The organism is Plantactinospora veratri (genome assembly GCF_036421995.1).
Taxonomy (GTDB): Bacteria; Actinomycetota; Actinomycetes; order Mycobacteriales; family Micromonosporaceae; genus Plantactinospora; species Plantactinospora veratri.
The window spans coordinates 17,946-32,250 of sequence record NZ_JAZGQL010000039.1; the positions used below are offsets into that span (position 1 = coordinate 17,946).

A 14,305-nucleotide genomic window follows, 5' to 3' on the forward strand; every position below is an offset into this window, starting at 1 on the left:
GGGCGCGCCGCTAAGGAGACACCCATGGCAAGCGGAACCGTCAAGTGGTTCAACTCGGAAAAGGGCTTCGGCTTCATCGAGCAGGACGGCGGGGGGCCGGACGTCTTCGTCCACTACTCCGCGATCGCGACGTCCGGCTACCGCGAGCTCAACGAGGGGCAGAAGGTCGAGTTCGACGTCACCCAGGGCGACAAGGGCCCGCAGGCGGCTAACGTTCAGCCGCGCTGAGCAGCTCGCGACGCGCTGACCGGGCCGGCGCGGGCGGCTCCTCGTCGGGCTCCGGCGGTTGCGCGGGGTGCTCCGGCAGGTCCGCGTCCGGCTCCGGCTCGGGCAGGTCGCGGCGTTTGCGCAGCGGGCCGGCCAGCAGGATCAGCCCGCTCAGCGCCAGTCCGGCGGTGATCACCCACATCGCGGGGCGGAGCCCGAGCGCCGTACCGAGCACGCCGCCGAGCACGGCACCGAGTGGGATGGTGCCGAGGTTGACCACCTGCATGGTCACGCTGACCCGGCCGAGCAGCCGGTGTGGCACGTACGCCTGGCGGAAGCCGGCCTTGATCACGTTGCCGGCGACCACTCCGGCGCCGATCACCATTCCGGCGACCACTGGCAGGGCGAGCCGGGCACCGGGTGCGGTCATCGGGATCAGCAGCCCGAACGGTTCGGCGCCGAGGGCGCAGAGCAGCAGCGCGCGGGCACTGCCGAGCCGCCGGGACAGCGTGGTGGCGATCGCGGCGCCGATGACTCCGCCGAGGCTCATCACGGCGACCAGGCCGCCGACGGTACCCGGGCCGAGCCCGACCTCACGGACCAGGAAGACGACCAGGAGCGCCTGGTAGCCGATCAGGCCGAGGTTGCTGACCCCACCCCAGACGGTGAGTACCCGCAGGTAGGGGTCGCGGGCGGTGAAGCGTACCCCCTCGGCGATCTGCCGGCCGAGACCCGCCGCCGGCTCGGCGGCCCGGCGTGGCTCCCTGCTCCGGATCGACAGCAGGCAGGCGGCCGAGCCGAGGAAGCCGAGCACGTCCGCCAGCAGCGCGGTGGCCGCGCCGACCAGGTTGGCCAGCAGGCCGGCGGCGCCCGGACCGGCCACCTGGGCGACCGCCTCGGTCCCCTGGAGCTTCGCGTTCCCCTCGGCCAGGTCGGCCCGGTCGAGCAGGGTGGGCAGGTATACCTGGTACGCGGTCTTGAAGAAGACGCTCACCGTGCCGCCGGCCAGCGCGACGGCCAGCAGGTGCCCGATGGTGAGTGCACCCAGCCAGCCGGCGACCGGCACGCTGGCGAAGAGCAGCGCGGCGACCAGGTCGCAGGTCACCATCACCGGCCGGCAGCGCAGCCGGTCCACCAGGGCGCCGGCCGGCAGCCCGACCAGCAGCCAGGGCAGCCACGCGGCGGCGGTCAGCAGCGCCACCTGGAAGGTGCTGGCGTCGAGGGTGGCGACCGCGACCAGGGGCAGCGCCACGCTGGTGACGCTGGCGCCGAAGGTGCTGCCGGCCTGGCCGATCCAGAGCAGCCGGAAATCCCGTTGCCGGAGCAGGCTCATCTCTTCTCCTCGTCTCGCTCGTCCGCCGGCCGGTTCAGGGCTGGGCCGGGATGCCGTGGGCGAAGAAGAAGACCGGCTCGCGGGTCTGCCCGTCGTCGGGCAGCTCGCGGTCGCCCCACCGGGCGAGCAGGGCGAGCAGTTCGGCCTCGAACTCGGCCAGTTCGGCCGGGGTGAACCGCAGCCACCGGTCGGTGGAGAAGGGCGCCTCGCCCCAGGCGGCCCGCTGGTCGGGAGCGGCGGCGTGCCAGTCCCGGACCAGCCCGACCTGGCGGTCGAGGTTGAGCGAGACGGCGGCCTGCTGCACCGCCTCCCGGGACGGGTCGTCGGCGAAGTCGGCGCTGGACCAGCGCAGCCCGGCCGAGACCAGCCGCCACCACCGCTCCCGGCGGTCGCGGGCCAGTTCGGGGGCCTCCTCGACCAGGTCGGCGGCAGCGAGCACCTTCAGGTGGTGGCTGACGTTCGCCACCGCCTGCCCGGTGCGTTCGGCCAGCGCGCTGACGGTGGCCGGGCCGTAGACCTTGAGCACGTCCATCAGGCGGCGGCGGAGCGGGTGGGACATCGCGGCCAGTACCCGGGAGTCGGTGACCTGGCGGACCTCTCTGTTCATGCCGTCACACTGACACAGACAAGAGCAGTTGCGCAAGAGCTATTGCACAACTACGGTTGCAGATAGTTGCGCTGGGCGCCCTTCCCCCGCTCGTACGCCGCCCGGGCCGCGACCGCGCTCCCCAACGCCGACACCTCGGCCACCGGCACGTCCCACCAGGCCCCGCCGGCCGGCCCGGGCGCCAGCGGATCGGTCTCGACATGCACCACCGTGGTACGCCGGGACTCCCGCGCCCTGCCCAGCGCCACCCGCAACCCGTCGACATCCCCCGCCCGGAAGACCTCGGCACCCAGGCTCGCCGCGTTCGCGGCCAGATCCACCGGCAGCACCGGCCCGGCCAGCCGCCCCGTCTCCGGGTCGCGGTAGCGGTGGGCGGTGCCGAACCGCTGCCCGCCGACCGACTCCGAGAGCGCGCCGATCGAGGCGTACCCGTGGTTCTGCACCAGTACCACCACCAGCTTGATCCCCTCGGCCACCGCGGTCACCAGCTCCTGGGCCATCATCAGGTAGGAGCCGTCCCCCACCAGCACGAAGACCTCCCGGTCCGGTGCGGCCAGCTTCACCCCGAGGCCACCGGCGATCTCGTAGCCCATGCAGGAGTAGCCGTACTCCACGTGGTAGCCGAGCGGGTCGCGTACCCGCCAGAGCCGGTGCAGCTCCCCGGGAAGCGAGCCGGCCGCGCAGACCAGCACGTCCCGGGGGCCGACCACCTCGTCGAGTACCCCCAGCACCTCGGTCTGGGCCGGCAGCGGCCGGTGCCGGCGCGCGTACGTCGCCCGCACCGTCGCCGCCCAGCCGGCGGCGAGCCGCTCGGCCCGCCGCCGGTGCCCGGCCGGCGCGGACCAGCCGTGCAGCGCCCCGGTCAGCGCGACCAGCCCGGCCCGGGCGTCGGCCTGCACCGGCACCGCCGAGAGCTTCGCCGCGTCGAAGGCGGCCACGTTCAGGTTGACGAACCGCACCCCCGGATCGGCGAAGAGCGTCCGGGAGGCGGTGGTGAAGTCGGTGTACCGGGTGCCGACCCCGAGCACCACGTCGGCGTCGGCGGCCAACTCGTTGGCGGCGTGCGCGCCACTCGCCCCGAGCGCGCCGACCGCCAGCGGATGGTCGGACGGCAGCGCACCCTTGCCGGCCTGGGTCACCGCCACCGGCACGCCGGTCGCCTCGGCGAACTCGCGCAGCGCGGCGGTCGCCTCGGCGTAGATCACGCCGCCGCCGGCCACCAGCAGCGGGCGGCGGGCCGTGCGGAGCAGCTCCGCCGCCCGGGCCAGCGCCGCCGGCTCCGGCACCGGCCGGGGTACGTGCCAGGTCCGCTCGGCGAAGAGCTCGACCGGCCAGTCGTACGCCTCCGCCTGCACGTCCTGCGGCAGCGCCAGGGTCACCGCCCCGGTCTCGGCCGGATCGGTGAGCACCCGCACCGCACCGAGCAGGGCGCCGGGCAACTGCTCCGGCCGGTGGATCCGGTCGAAGAACCGGGAGACCGGCCGGAAGCAGTCGTTGACCGAGACGTCGGGAGCGCGCGGATCCTCCAGCTCCTGGAGTACCGGCGTCGCCACCCGGGTGGCGAAGGCGTCGCCGGGCAGCAGCAGTACCGGCAGCCGGTTGACGGTGGCCAGCGCCGCCCCGGTGACCATGTTGGTGGCACCCGGGCCGATCGAACTGGTGCAGGCCCAGGTGCTCAACCGGTTGCGCATCCGGGCGTAGCCGACGGCGGCGTGCACCATCGCCTGCTCGTTGCGGGCCGGCAGGTAGCGCAGCCCGGGGGCACCGGCGATCTCGTGCTCGGCGAGCGCCTGACCGAGCCCGGCGACGTTGCCGTGCCCGAAGATGCCGAAACAGCCGGCGAAGAGCCGGTGCCGTACGCCGTCGCGTTCGGTCCACTGGACGGCGAGGAACCGCAGCAGCGCCTGCCCGACAGTGAGCCTGGTCGTCGTCATCGGAGCCTCCGGTCCGGGGGTGCGCCGCCGGCAGTCAGCGGAGTTCGGCAGGGGACGGCGGGAGGTCGCGGCCGAACGGGAGCCTCGGGTCGACCGGCTGGCCGGCCCAGGAGGCGCGCACCCAGGCGTGCGCGGGATCGTCGCTGATCAACCAGGCCCGTTCCTCGGCCGGCCCGGCCATCGCGTTCAGGTAGTAGAGCGGGTGGCCGGGTGCGGCGATCGACGGGCCGTGCCAGCCGTACGGGACCAGCACCGTGTCGCCGGAGCGGACCTCGGCCAGCACCTCGATCGGCCGCGCCTCGGTGCCGTAGACCCGCTGGTAGCCGTAGCCCGGGGTACCGGTCGGACCGGCGCCGACCTCGAAGTAGTAGATCTCCTCCAGCACCGCCTCGGCCCCGGGCCGCTCCTCGTCGTGCTTGTGCGGCGGGTACGACGACCAGTTGCCGTCCGGGGTCAGCACCTCGCAGGCGATCAACCGGTCGGTCCGGAAGGTCTCCGGGGTGGCGAAGTTGTTCACCTGCCGGCTGCACGCGCCGGCACCGCGCAGTTCGACCCGTACCCCGTCGGCGGGTCCGTAGCGGGCCGGGAACCGGCGCCGGGCCCGGGCCGACGGCAGCGCGTACCGGCCGCCGTCGGGGCTGGACAACTCGGCCCGGGTTCCCGGCGGCAGGTAGCCGAAGTCGGTGGTCCCGGCGAAGACGCCGGGGCGGCCGACCAACTCCATCGTCCGATCCGGATCGGGAGGCGAGTCGGCCCAGCGCAGCACCGCCGAGCCGGCCAGCGGCAGCACGATCACCTCGTCCGGCCCGGTGTCGAAGCCGATCCGCCCGCCGGGCGGCAGCGCGACCACCCGCAGCCCGGTGTAGGCCCAGCCGGCCCGCTCCGGGTCCAGCGAGACCGACCACGGGCCGGCGGCGGCGCTCCCGGCCGGCCAGTGCCGACGATGTGACTCGGCACCGGACATCAGGACCCCGTCCGGTGCACCAGCGCGGCGGCCCGGTCGACCGCGCCGGCCACGTCGTCGTCGGGCGGGAAGAGCAGGCTCCGGCCGACCACCAGGCCGCGTACGCCGGGCAGGGCCAGCGCCTCGGCCCAGGCCGCGAAGGTCCGGGCCGGGTCGTCGGCCGGATCCCCGCCGAGCAGCAGCGTCGGCAACGTCGTCGCGGTCATCACCCGGGCCATCCCGGTGACCACCGGCAGCTTCAGCCAGGTGTACGCCGACGTCGGGGCGAGGCCGGAGGCGATCGCCACCGACCGGACGACCGCCTCGACGTCGAGGTCGTTGCGCAGCCGCCCACCCGTCCGGCTGGACAGGAAGGGCTCGACCAGCGCCATCAGCCGGTAGCGGGCCAGCTCCGCCACCGCCCGGCCGCAGGCCGCGAGCGTCCCGGCCGTAGCCGGATCGGCCAGGTCCACCCGGCAGAGCATCTTGCCGCCGTCGAAACCCATCTCGGCGATCGTCGGCGCGTCGTAGGCGGTGAACCGGTCGTCGGCCTCGAAGACGGCGCCGTGCAGCCCGCCCCGGTTCATCGAACCGACCACCACCTTGTCGTCCAGGCAGTCGAGCAGCAGCAGGTCCTCCAGGATGTCCGGGGTGCCGAGCACACCGTCGACGCCGGGCCGGCCGAGGGCGGTGCAGAGCCGGTCGAGCAGCCGGTAGCGGTCGGCCATCACCCCGGTCGCCTGCCGGACCCCGAGCACGCCCCGGGCCGGGTGGTCGGCGGCGATCAGCAGCAGCCGGCCGGTCTCGCCCAGCAGGGGGCGGCGCCGCCGCCGGGCCGCCGCCGCCCGGATCGTCTCCGGGTGGCGGGCACGGACCTCCCGGAGTTGGTCGTACCGGTCGGACATCTATCCACCTTCCCCGGCGAAGTCGACCTTTGTCAATACATAGTGACAACCTCACCTCAGCACGATGCCGTACGATGGCGGTCGTGGTCCTCGCCGGTGAGCGCGGTGCGAAGGTCTCCCTGGACGGTGTCGTCATCGACCGGGACAGCCCGATGCCGCTCTATTTCCAGATCGCCCAGCAACTGGAGCAGGCGATCACCGCCGGCACGCTGCCGCCGGGCGGCCGACTGGACAACGAGATCGAACTCGCCGACCAGCTCGCGGTCAGCCGGCCGACGCTGCGCAAGGCGATCGAGACCCTGGTCCGGCAGGGGCTGCTGGTCCGCCGACGCGGCCTCGGCACGGTGGTGATGGCCCGGCCGGTACGCCGGCCGCTCGCCCTGACCAGCCTCTTCGACGACCTCGCCAGCGCCGGCCGCCGACCGTCGACCGAGGTGCTCAGCCTCGACCGGGTGCCGGCCGGCCCGGACGAGGCGGCGGCGCTCGACGTGCCCGAGGGCGCCGAGGTGATCGCCGTGGAACGGCTCCGCTCGGCCGACGGCCAACCGCTCGCGGTGATGCGCAACTACCTGCCGCCGGCACTGGTCAGCGTGGATCGGGCCGGGCTCGGCGAGCACGGCCTCTACCAGTTGCTCCGCCGCCAGGGCGTGACACTGCAACTGGCCAACCAGCAGGTGTCGGCCCGGCCCGCGCTGGCCGGCGAGGCCCGGCTCCTCGGCGTCTCCCGGGGCAGCACCGTGCTGACCATCCGGCGCACCACCTACGACTCCGCCGGCCGCGCCGTCGAGTACGGCGCGCACGCCTACCTGGCGGCCCGTTATTCGGTGGAGATGACCCTGGTCACCCGCTGACCCGGCCGGACGGTGGAGATCGACGGGCGGCAGGTTCGGCTGACAGCGGAAGCGCTCGCCAACCCCGACGACGCGGATCTAGCGTGACGGTATGGAGAAGCTCGCCCTGGTCGTCGGTGCCACCGGGCAGGTCGGCCGGTCCGCCGTCCGCGCCCTGGTCGCCGACGGTTGGCACGTCCGGGCCGCCGCCCGGGGCCTGCGGGCCGGTGCGCCCTGGCCACCGGACTGGAACGTCGAACTGGTCCCGCTGGACCGCGAGGACGACGCCGGGCTCGCCGCCGCGGTCGGCGACGGCTGCGACGTACTGGTCGACACCGTCGCGTACGACGCCCGGCACGCCCGCCAACTGCTCCGGCTCGCCGACCGGATCGGCTCGGCCGTCGTCGTCTCCACCGCCGGGGTCTACCTGGACGACGCGGGCCGGGGATTCGGCACCGAAGGGGTCCGGTTCCCGGTGCCGATCGCCGAGACCCAGCCGACCGTCGCACCCCTGGACCCGGACGCGACGGCGAGCGCACAGACCTATGCGGCCGGCAAGGCTGCCCTGGAGCGCGAACTGCTCGCCGCCGGAGCGGTCCTGCCGACCACCCTGCTGCGGGCCGGTGCGATCCACGGGCCGCACAGCGTGCACCCGCGCGAGTGGCACTTCGTCAAGCGCGCCCTGGACAACCGGCCGGTGCGGGTGCTGGCGTACTCCGGGGAGTGCCGCTTCCACCCGGTCTCCACGGCCAACCTCGCCGAGCTGATCCGGCTCTGTGCCGCCGAACCCGGAGCCCGGGTACTCAACGCCGGTGACCCGGAGCCGCCGACCGTACGCGAGATCGGCGCCGCCGTGCACGCGGTGCTGGACCATGGCGCGGAGGACGTGCTGATCGAGGGCCCGTCGCCGGCACCGCCGGTCGGCGAGACACCGTGGTCGACGCCGTACCCGGTGGTGCTGGACATGAGCCTGGCGGAACGCCAGCTCGGCTACCGGCCGGTGACCAGCTATCTCGACTCGCTGCCGGCGACCGTGCGGTGGCTGGTCGACGCGGCACACGGCCGGGACTGGCGGACGGTCTTCCCCGACCTCGCGCAGAACTACCGGACCGACTACTTCGACTACCTCGCCGAGGACGCCTGGCTGCGCCGCCGCACGGCCGGCTGACCGGCGTCGGGTCGCCCCACCGGCCGGGCGGGACGCTCAGCCGGCGGTGAGTTTGGCGGCCAGTTCCCCGATCCGGTCGCCGAACGCCGCGCGCAGCGCGGTTGCCGCGTCGTCGAGGTCCTTCGAGCCCAGCCCACTGAGCACGCCGTCGATGATCTCCTGCTCGTTGACCCAGTCCTTGCCGAGCATGGTCATCTGGTTCGCCTTGACCTCGGTCAGCATCCCCTCGATGTTGTAGAAGTGCTGCCGGATGTCGGTACGGCCGCCGCCGTCCGGCTTCTGTGCGCCGTGCCACAGCAGGTAGTTGTTGTCCTTGGCGAACTTGAGCAGCTGCTCCTGCTCCTGGTTGGACAGTGCGGGCATGATGTTCTCCCCTCCGGACGATGCCGCCGCGACGTCGCGCCGGAACTGGTTCATGTTGAAGCTCGGATCCGTCTTGACGCTGGGATGCCCGTAGCCGGCCGGCTGGTGCTCCTTGTGGCCGCCGATCCCCCAACCGGTACGGTCGCGCAGCGCCCGGACGCCCCGCACATAGGACTCGTACTGCCGATCGGTCCACGGCTCGCCGAGGGCGTGCTGGGCCTCGATGCCGATCAGGCCCGAGTTGCCGACCCCCTTGAACGGCCCGGCCCAACCGACCCGGACGTGGTTGCACCGGCCGGAGGCGATCACGTGCCAGTGCCCGGTGCGGGACAGGTAGAGCTGGGCGATCGGCGGCGGCGCTGTCGCGGAGCCGTTGAGCAGAACGTATATCTCACCAGCGTCGGTGGAGCGGAGCGAGCCGCGGGTCTCGTGGCACATGATCCCGTGTGGGTCGAAGGACGTGGACCCTCGACTTCGCCAGCCGCCGACCTCGTGCACGGTGAGACCGGCGGACCTGAGCACGTCGGCCAACCAGAGCAGTCGCATCGGTCGTTCCTCCTGACTCGGAGGCAGGTGTTCACTACTGACCGTATCCGCGACATCGACCAGAGTCCAGTTGTCCAAGCTGCCAATCTGACCAAAAGCAGTGGTCAACCCCTCGAAGGTCGGGAGGGGACGGTCAACCGGCCACCGAACTCAGAAGGCCAGGCATTCACACTCCGTCATCAGCGCTCGGACGTTGCGCACGTACTGCGGATTGGGGATCTTCAGCCCGTCGTCGGTCACCACCGCACCCGGACCGAAGTTGTACGCCGAGATCACCGCGTTCAGCAGGCAGGAGTCGAGTGCGGTGGTGCAGTCGGCGGCCGAGACCCCGTAGTCGCTCTCGAAGAAGGCGTCCCCGATGTACTTGATCAGCCAGGCCAGGTAGTTCGCCCCGAGCGTGGCGTTGTCCCGGTAGGCGTCGATGTCGTACGACTGGTCGAAGCGCTGGTTGACGAAGGCGGCGGTGTCCGGCATGACCTGCATCAAACCCACCCCGCCGTCACAGGCGATGATGTTCGACTGCCAGCCGCTCTCCTGCCAGGCGGTCGCCTTGACCAGGTCGACCGGCACCCGGATGCCGGGCGCCGAGTTCGGCCAGTACGTCCGGCCGGCCGCCTCGGTCAGCGCCTGCTTGACCTGGGTCCGGCTGGCCTGGGTGCCCTCGTAGCGCGGCTTGGTGCAGCCGGTCTCCGGCTTCGGCGGCGGCGGGGGCAGCTTCGTCTCGGTCGGCGGCTTCGGGACCTTGCGCGGCCCCGGCTTCTTGCTGGGGGTGCGGCGCGGGGTCGCCGACGGGGTCGGCCGGGCGCCGAGCCCGACCACGGCCGGCGGCTCCGGGTCGGTCGTCGGCTCGCCGGCCGCGCTCGGCTCCGCGACGGCGGTCGGGTCGGCCTGCGCCGCGACCGTGGTCGTGCCGTCGCCGCCCTGTCCACCGTTGGCACAGGCGACCACCGTGCCCAGCGCCAGGACCAGCGCCGCCGACACCAAGCCGGTCCTGCGTAGCCACTGCGTCATGCGAGTCCCCCGAATCTCCCGGCGCACCATAACAGGCACACCAGCGGCTCAGGGGGCCTCGACCGCCCGGCTGGGCTGGGCGGTCCCGCCGGCCGGCGTACCGCCCCGTTCCGTCGTCGGCGGCCGGGCCGCACCCCCGGACGGCAGGGCCTCGCCCGCCGACGATCGGGGCTCGCCCGCCTGCGGGTGGGGCCGGTTCGCGGCCGACGGTTCGGCCGAGGTGCGGCCGGCGCGTACCGCGCGGTCCCGGGTCGCCCAGGCGACCATGAAGACCGCCGTCCAGAGCACCCCGAGCAGCATCGAGGTGACTGTCTCGCTCGCCGAACTCCAGCCGACGTAGAGCCGGGCGGCGCCGACCGTCACCACCCCGACCGCCGCCACCGTCCAGGCCGCCACCGCCATCGGCCAGCGGCTCTGCCGGGCCAGCAGCCAGGCCAGCGTGCAGAGGCTGGCCGCCACCACCGCGTTCTGGGCCGGCAGCAGCCGGACCGGCGCCCCGCTGGTCGGCCCGGTGACGTCGGTCACCAGGACCAGCACCAGCAGCGGTACGAAGGCGCCGACCGTACCGAGCACGCTGAGCAGGTCGACCCGCCACGGCCGGGTACGCCAGCCGACCACCGCGGCGACCAGCGCCACCACCAGGATCAGCACCCGCCCTTGCAGCGCACCGATCGCCGCGTGCGCCAGCTCGGCCACCCCGTCGGTACGCCGGGACGCGAACCACTCCGCTATCGCGCTGTCGACCACCGACAGCCCGCTCTGGGTGATCACCAGGTCGAGCAGCCAGGCCAGGGCGAGCCCGGAGACGAAGAGCAGCGCCAGCCCGGCGACCAGGTTCGCCAGCAGCGTCCAGGCCGGCCCGATGTGCATCGACAGCAGGAAGAAGAGCACCCCGTACCGCCGGGCGAGCCAGCGCAGCGGCGGCCGGGCGACGGCCCGGGACATCAGCGACCGCACCGGATCGGGATTCCGGCCGAGCCAACGGCCGACCAGCACGATCGCCACGATGAAGACGATCAGCAGCAGTACGGCGCCGGTCGCCTTGCCGAGATAGTGGGAGACGGTCTCGTAGGACTCGCCGGCCAGATAGCCGGCCAGCACCGAGCCGCCGACCCAGCTCACCACCCCGGCGAGGTTCCACGGCGCGAACCGCCGGTACGGCATCCCGGCGCTGCCGGCCAGCCGGGGCACCAGGGTCCGGGCGAACGCCACCCAGCGGGCCGCGAACACCCCGCGCCCGCCCAGCCGGACCAGCATCGCGTCGGCCTTCGCCCAGCGCCGCCGGCCGACCCGGCTCCCCCACCGGCCGGCCCGCAACCGGGGTCCGTGCCGCCGGCCGCTGCGGAACGCCAGCGCGTCGCCGAGCACCGCTGCGACAATCATCACCACCAGCGCGGGCCCGAGCCGCAGCATCCCGGTGTACGCGAGGAAGCCGACCAGCAGCAGGGTCGCCTCGGCCGGCATCACCAGGCCGACGATCACCGCCGTCTCGGCGGTCACCAGCAGCGCGGCGGCCAGATAGACAAGCACCGGCGGCAACTCCCGTACCACCGTCAACACATCCTGCACGGCGACCCCCCGAACACCCCGGCCAGCATGCCAGCCGCGTGGTGGGATGGCACAGCGATTCCCGCCGAGAGCGGGGTTACCTCAGGGGGAACCCGGACGCCGGCCCCGATCGCGCAGGCGGGAGGATGGAGAGCATGCAGACCCGCGGGGACCTTCGTAACGTCGCAATCATCGCCCACGTCGACCACGGCAAGACCACCCTGGTCGACGCCATGCTGCGGCAGTCCGGCGCGTTCTCCGCCCGGGCCGAGCCGGCCGACCGGGTGATGGACTCCATGGACCTGGAGCGGGAGAAGGGCATCACCATCCTGGCCAAGAACACCGCCGTGCGCTACCTGCCGGCGGACGGTTCGGACCCGGTCACCATCAACATCATCGACACCCCCGGGCACGCCGACTTCGGCGGCGAGGTGGAACGCGGGCTGACCATGGTCGACGGGGTGCTGCTGCTGGTGGACGCCAGCGAGGGTCCGCTGCCGCAGACCCGGTTCGTGCTCCGCAAGGCGCTCCAGGCCCGGATGCCGATCATCCTTGTGATCAACAAGGTGGACCGGCCGGACGCCCGGATCAAGGAGGTGGTCGACGACACGTACGAACTCTTCCTGGACCTGGACGCGGACGCCGAGCAGATCGACTTCCCGATCATCTACGCCTGCGCCCGGGACGGCATCGCCTCGCTGACCCAGCCCGCCGACGGCACCGTGCCGACCGACAGCAGCTCGCTGGAGCCGCTCTTCCGCAGCCTGCTGGAAACCATCCCGCCGCCCGCCTACGACGAGAGCGCCCCGTTGCAGGCGCACGTCACCAACCTGGACGCCTCGCCGTTCCTCGGCCGGCTGGCGCTGTGCCGGGTCCGCCAGGGCACCATCACCAAAGGCGAGACGGTGGCCTGGTGCCGCACCAACGGCACCGTCGAGCGGGTCCGGGTCTCCGAACTGCTGATCACCGAGGGGCTGGAGCGCAAGTCGGCCACCTCGGCCGGGCCGGGCGACATCATCGCGGTCGCCGGCATCCCGGAGATCATGATCGGCGAGACCCTGGCCGACCTGGAGGACCCCCGGCCGCTGCCGCTGATCACCGTCGACGAGCCGGCCATCTCGATGACCATCGGCACCAACACCTCGCCGCTGGTCGGCCGGGTCAAGGGCGCCAAGGTCACCGCCCGGATGGTCAAGGACCGGCTGGACCGGGAGCTGATCGGCAACGTCTCGCTCCGGGTGCTCCCCACCGACCGGCCGGACGCCTGGGAGGTGCAGGGCCGCGGCGAGCTGGCGCTGGCCATCCTGGTCGAGCAGATGCGCCGCGAGTCGTACGAGCTGACCGTCGGCAAGCCGCAGGTGGTGACCCGGGAGATCGACGGCAAGACCTGCGAACCGGTCGAGCGGCTCACCATCGACGCCCCGGAGGAATACCTCGGCGCCATCACCCAGCTGCTGGCCACCCGCAAGGGCCGGATGGAGCAGCTCGTCAACCACGGCACCGGCTGGATCCGGATGGAGTGGCTGGTCCCGGCCCGGGGGCTGATCGGCTTCCGCACCGAGTTCCTCACCGACACCCGGGGCACCGGCATCCTGCACCACGTCTTCGAGTCGTACGAGCCGTGGTTCGGCGAGCTGCGTACCCGGAACACCGGATCGCTGGTCGCCGACCGCTCCGGGGTGGCGACCGCGTTCGCGATGCTCAACCTCCAGGAGCGCGGCACCCTCTTCGTCGAGCCGTCCACCGAGGTCTACGAGGGAATGCTGGTCGGCGAGAACTCCCGCTCCGACGACATGGACGTCAACATCACCAAGGAGAAGAAGCTCACCAACATGCGCTCCTCGACCAGTGAGGAGACCGAGAAGCTGATCCCGCCGCGCAAGCTCTCCCTGGAGCAGGCCCTGGAGTTCTGCCGCGAGGACGAGTGCGTCGAGGTGACCCCGGTGGCGATCCGGCTCCGCAAGGTGGTGCTGGACGCGCCGTCCCGGGCCCGGGCCGCCGCCCGGCGCAAGCACGCCAACTGAGTCCGGCCGCACCGCACACAGATGCCCTGGGACGCACTCGACAGCGAGCTGGCGGCGGTGCCCGGCACCGTCTCGGTCTACGCGGGTCGGCTCGGCCGCCGGCCCGCGTACACCCGGCTGCCGGACACCCCGCACTACGCGGCCAGCACCATGAAGGTGGCGGTGCTGGCCGCCCTGCACCGGGCAGCCGAGGCCGGCGAGGTGGAGCTGGACGCGCCGGTGCCGGTGGTCAACGAGTTCGACTCGGCCCGGCCGGGCGCGGGCCGGTTCCGCTGCGCGGCGGACTACGACAACGACGAGGCGGTCTGGGCCCGGCTCGGCGGCACCGCCCCGCTGCGCTGGCTCGCCGAACGGATGATCGTCCGGTCCAGCAACCTCGCCACCAACCTGGTGATCGGGCACGTCGGGCTCCCCGCCGTCGCCCAGGTCTGGGCCGACAGCGGCGCCCGGCACAGCCACACCCGACGGGGCATCGAGGACTTCGCCGCCCGGGACGCCGGGCTCGACAACGAGGTCACCGCCGCCGACCTGGCCCGGTTGCTCGGCGGAATCGCCCGGTCCCGGCTCGCCTCCCCCGGCGCCTGCGCCGCGATGCTGGACGTACTGCTCGCCCAGGAGCGCGGGGAGGATCTGGCCGCCGGGCTGCCGCCGGGCACCCGGATCGCACACAAGAACGGCTGGGTACGCGGCGTCCGGCACGGTGCCGGCGTGGTCTTCCCGGACGACGCGCCCCCGTACGCCGTGGTGGTCTGCACCAGCGCGCCGCCGGAGGGTGCCGGCGGGCCGCCCGGCGAGGACCGGGACGCCCGGGCCCGCCGTCTCGTCGCCCGGGTCTCCGCCCTGGTCTGGGCCGCCCGGCACCGTCTGGGGACCGTCGGCTGACCCG

The 14,305-nt window shown here is 73.3% G+C and carries 13 protein-coding genes; 5 read left to right on the forward strand and 8 right to left on the reverse strand.

The window, feature by feature from the left end; translation table 11 throughout:
* Positions 1-24 precede the first annotated feature (24 nt).
* Positions 25-228 carry a cold-shock protein gene (locus V1634_RS34560; protein ID WP_101367032.1) on the forward strand — a complete coding sequence of 68 codons (204 nt, stop codon included), beginning with the start codon at positions 25-27 and terminating at the stop codon, positions 226-228.
* Here V1634_RS34560 and V1634_RS34565 read toward each other — a convergent pair.
* Genes V1634_RS34565 through V1634_RS34585 form a run of 5 tightly spaced genes read right to left on the reverse strand, consistent with a single transcriptional unit; the run spans position 209 to position 5,929 of the window.
* Positions 209-1,540, reverse strand: a complete 1,332-nt coding sequence (locus V1634_RS34565) for an MFS transporter (RefSeq protein WP_331211828.1) — start codon at positions 1,538-1,540, stop codon at positions 209-211. The genes V1634_RS34560 and V1634_RS34565 overlap by 20 nt on opposite strands.
* 34 nt (positions 1,541-1,574) lie before the next feature.
* Positions 1,575-2,147, reverse strand: coding sequence for an ArsR/SmtB family transcription factor (locus V1634_RS34570; RefSeq protein WP_331211829.1), 573 nt, complete (start codon positions 2,145-2,147; stop codon positions 1,575-1,577).
* 50 nt (positions 2,148-2,197) lie between these two features.
* The gene (gene iolD / locus V1634_RS34575) at positions 2,198-4,081 is read right to left on the reverse strand and encodes a 3D-(3,5/4)-trihydroxycyclohexane-1,2-dione acylhydrolase (decyclizing) (RefSeq protein ID WP_331211830.1); all 1,884 of its coding nucleotides are present in this window, start codon (positions 4,079-4,081) and stop codon (positions 2,198-2,200) included.
* Positions 4,082-4,115: 34 nt separating this feature from the next.
* Entirely contained in the window at positions 4,116-5,045 is a 930-nt protein-coding gene (gene iolB / locus V1634_RS34580; RefSeq protein ID WP_331211831.1) for a 5-deoxy-glucuronate isomerase, read from the reverse strand.
* Positions 5,045-5,929: a Cgl0159 family (beta/alpha)8-fold protein gene (locus V1634_RS34585; protein ID WP_331211832.1), complete on the reverse strand. Its 885-nt coding sequence runs from the start codon at positions 5,927-5,929 to the stop codon at positions 5,045-5,047. Before V1634_RS34585 ends, iolB begins: the two co-directional genes overlap by 1 nt.
* Positions 5,930-6,003: 74 nt before the next feature.
* Between V1634_RS34585 and V1634_RS34590 the strand changes: the two genes are divergently transcribed.
* Both V1634_RS34590 and V1634_RS34595 read left to right on the forward strand, forming a co-directional pair.
* Positions 6,004-6,780, forward strand: a complete 777-nt coding sequence (locus tag V1634_RS34590) for a GntR family transcriptional regulator (RefSeq protein WP_331211833.1) — start codon at positions 6,004-6,006, stop codon at positions 6,778-6,780.
* Between the two features lie 91 nt (positions 6,781-6,871).
* Complete coding sequence (locus V1634_RS34595; RefSeq protein ID WP_331211834.1) at positions 6,872-7,927, forward strand: NAD-dependent epimerase/dehydratase family protein; 1,056 nt, start codon at positions 6,872-6,874, stop codon at positions 7,925-7,927.
* Positions 7,928-7,963: 36 nt separating this feature from the next.
* Here V1634_RS34595 and V1634_RS34600 read toward each other — a convergent pair whose 3' ends face one another.
* The 3 genes from V1634_RS34600 to V1634_RS34610 all read right to left on the reverse strand — a co-directional run bounded on the left by V1634_RS34600 (position 7,964) and on the right by V1634_RS34610 (position 11,416).
* Entirely contained in the window at positions 7,964-8,836 is an 873-nt protein-coding gene (locus V1634_RS34600; protein ID WP_331211835.1) for a peptidoglycan recognition protein family protein, read from the reverse strand.
* Positions 8,837-8,986: 150 nt separating this feature from the next.
* On the reverse strand, positions 8,987-9,847 hold the full coding sequence (locus V1634_RS34605) for a transglycosylase SLT domain-containing protein (protein ID WP_331211836.1): 861 nt from the start codon (positions 9,845-9,847) through the stop codon (positions 8,987-8,989).
* A 48-nt stretch (positions 9,848-9,895) separates the two neighbouring features.
* Entirely contained in the window at positions 9,896-11,416 is a 1,521-nt protein-coding gene (locus V1634_RS34610) for a DedA family protein (RefSeq protein WP_407951909.1), read from the reverse strand.
* A 134-nt stretch (positions 11,417-11,550) separates the two neighbouring features.
* Between V1634_RS34610 and typA the strand changes: the two genes are divergently transcribed.
* Entirely contained in the window at positions 11,551-13,419 is a 1,869-nt protein-coding gene (gene typA / locus V1634_RS34615; protein WP_331211837.1) for a translational GTPase TypA, read from the forward strand.
* Positions 13,420-13,440: 21 nt separating this feature from the next.
* The gene (locus tag V1634_RS34620) at positions 13,441-14,301 is read left to right on the forward strand and encodes a serine hydrolase (protein ID WP_331211838.1); all 861 of its coding nucleotides are present in this window, start codon (positions 13,441-13,443) and stop codon (positions 14,299-14,301) included.
* Positions 14,302-14,305: the final 4 nt, after the last annotated feature.

Coding starts and splice junctions, on each gene's coding strand:
- V1634_RS34560 (WP_101367032.1), top strand. CDS start 25: ATGGCAAGCGGAACCGTCAAGTGGTTCAACTCGGAAAAGGGCTTCGGC.
- V1634_RS34565 (WP_331211828.1), bottom strand. CDS start 1,540: ATGAGCCTGCTCCGGCAACGGGATTTCCGGCTGCTCTGGATCGGCCAG.
- V1634_RS34570 (WP_331211829.1), bottom strand. CDS start 2,147: ATGAACAGAGAGGTCCGCCAGGTCACCGACTCCCGGGTACTGGCCGCG.
- iolD (WP_331211830.1), bottom strand. CDS start 4,081: ATGACGACGACCAGGCTCACTGTCGGGCAGGCGCTGCTGCGGTTCCTC.
- iolB (WP_331211831.1), bottom strand. CDS start 5,045: ATGTCCGGTGCCGAGTCACATCGTCGGCACTGGCCGGCCGGGAGCGCC.
- V1634_RS34585 (WP_331211832.1), bottom strand. CDS start 5,929: ATGTCCGACCGGTACGACCAACTCCGGGAGGTCCGTGCCCGCCACCCG.
- V1634_RS34590 (WP_331211833.1), top strand. CDS start 6,004: ATGGCGGTCGTGGTCCTCGCCGGTGAGCGCGGTGCGAAGGTCTCCCTG.
- V1634_RS34595 (WP_331211834.1), top strand. CDS start 6,872: ATGGAGAAGCTCGCCCTGGTCGTCGGTGCCACCGGGCAGGTCGGCCGG.
- V1634_RS34600 (WP_331211835.1), bottom strand. CDS start 8,836: ATGCGACTGCTCTGGTTGGCCGACGTGCTCAGGTCCGCCGGTCTCACC.
- V1634_RS34605 (WP_331211836.1), bottom strand. CDS start 9,847: ATGACGCAGTGGCTACGCAGGACCGGCTTGGTGTCGGCGGCGCTGGTC.
- typA (WP_331211837.1), top strand. CDS start 11,551: ATGCAGACCCGCGGGGACCTTCGTAACGTCGCAATCATCGCCCACGTC.
- V1634_RS34620 (WP_331211838.1), top strand. CDS start 13,441: ATGCCCTGGGACGCACTCGACAGCGAGCTGGCGGCGGTGCCCGGCACC.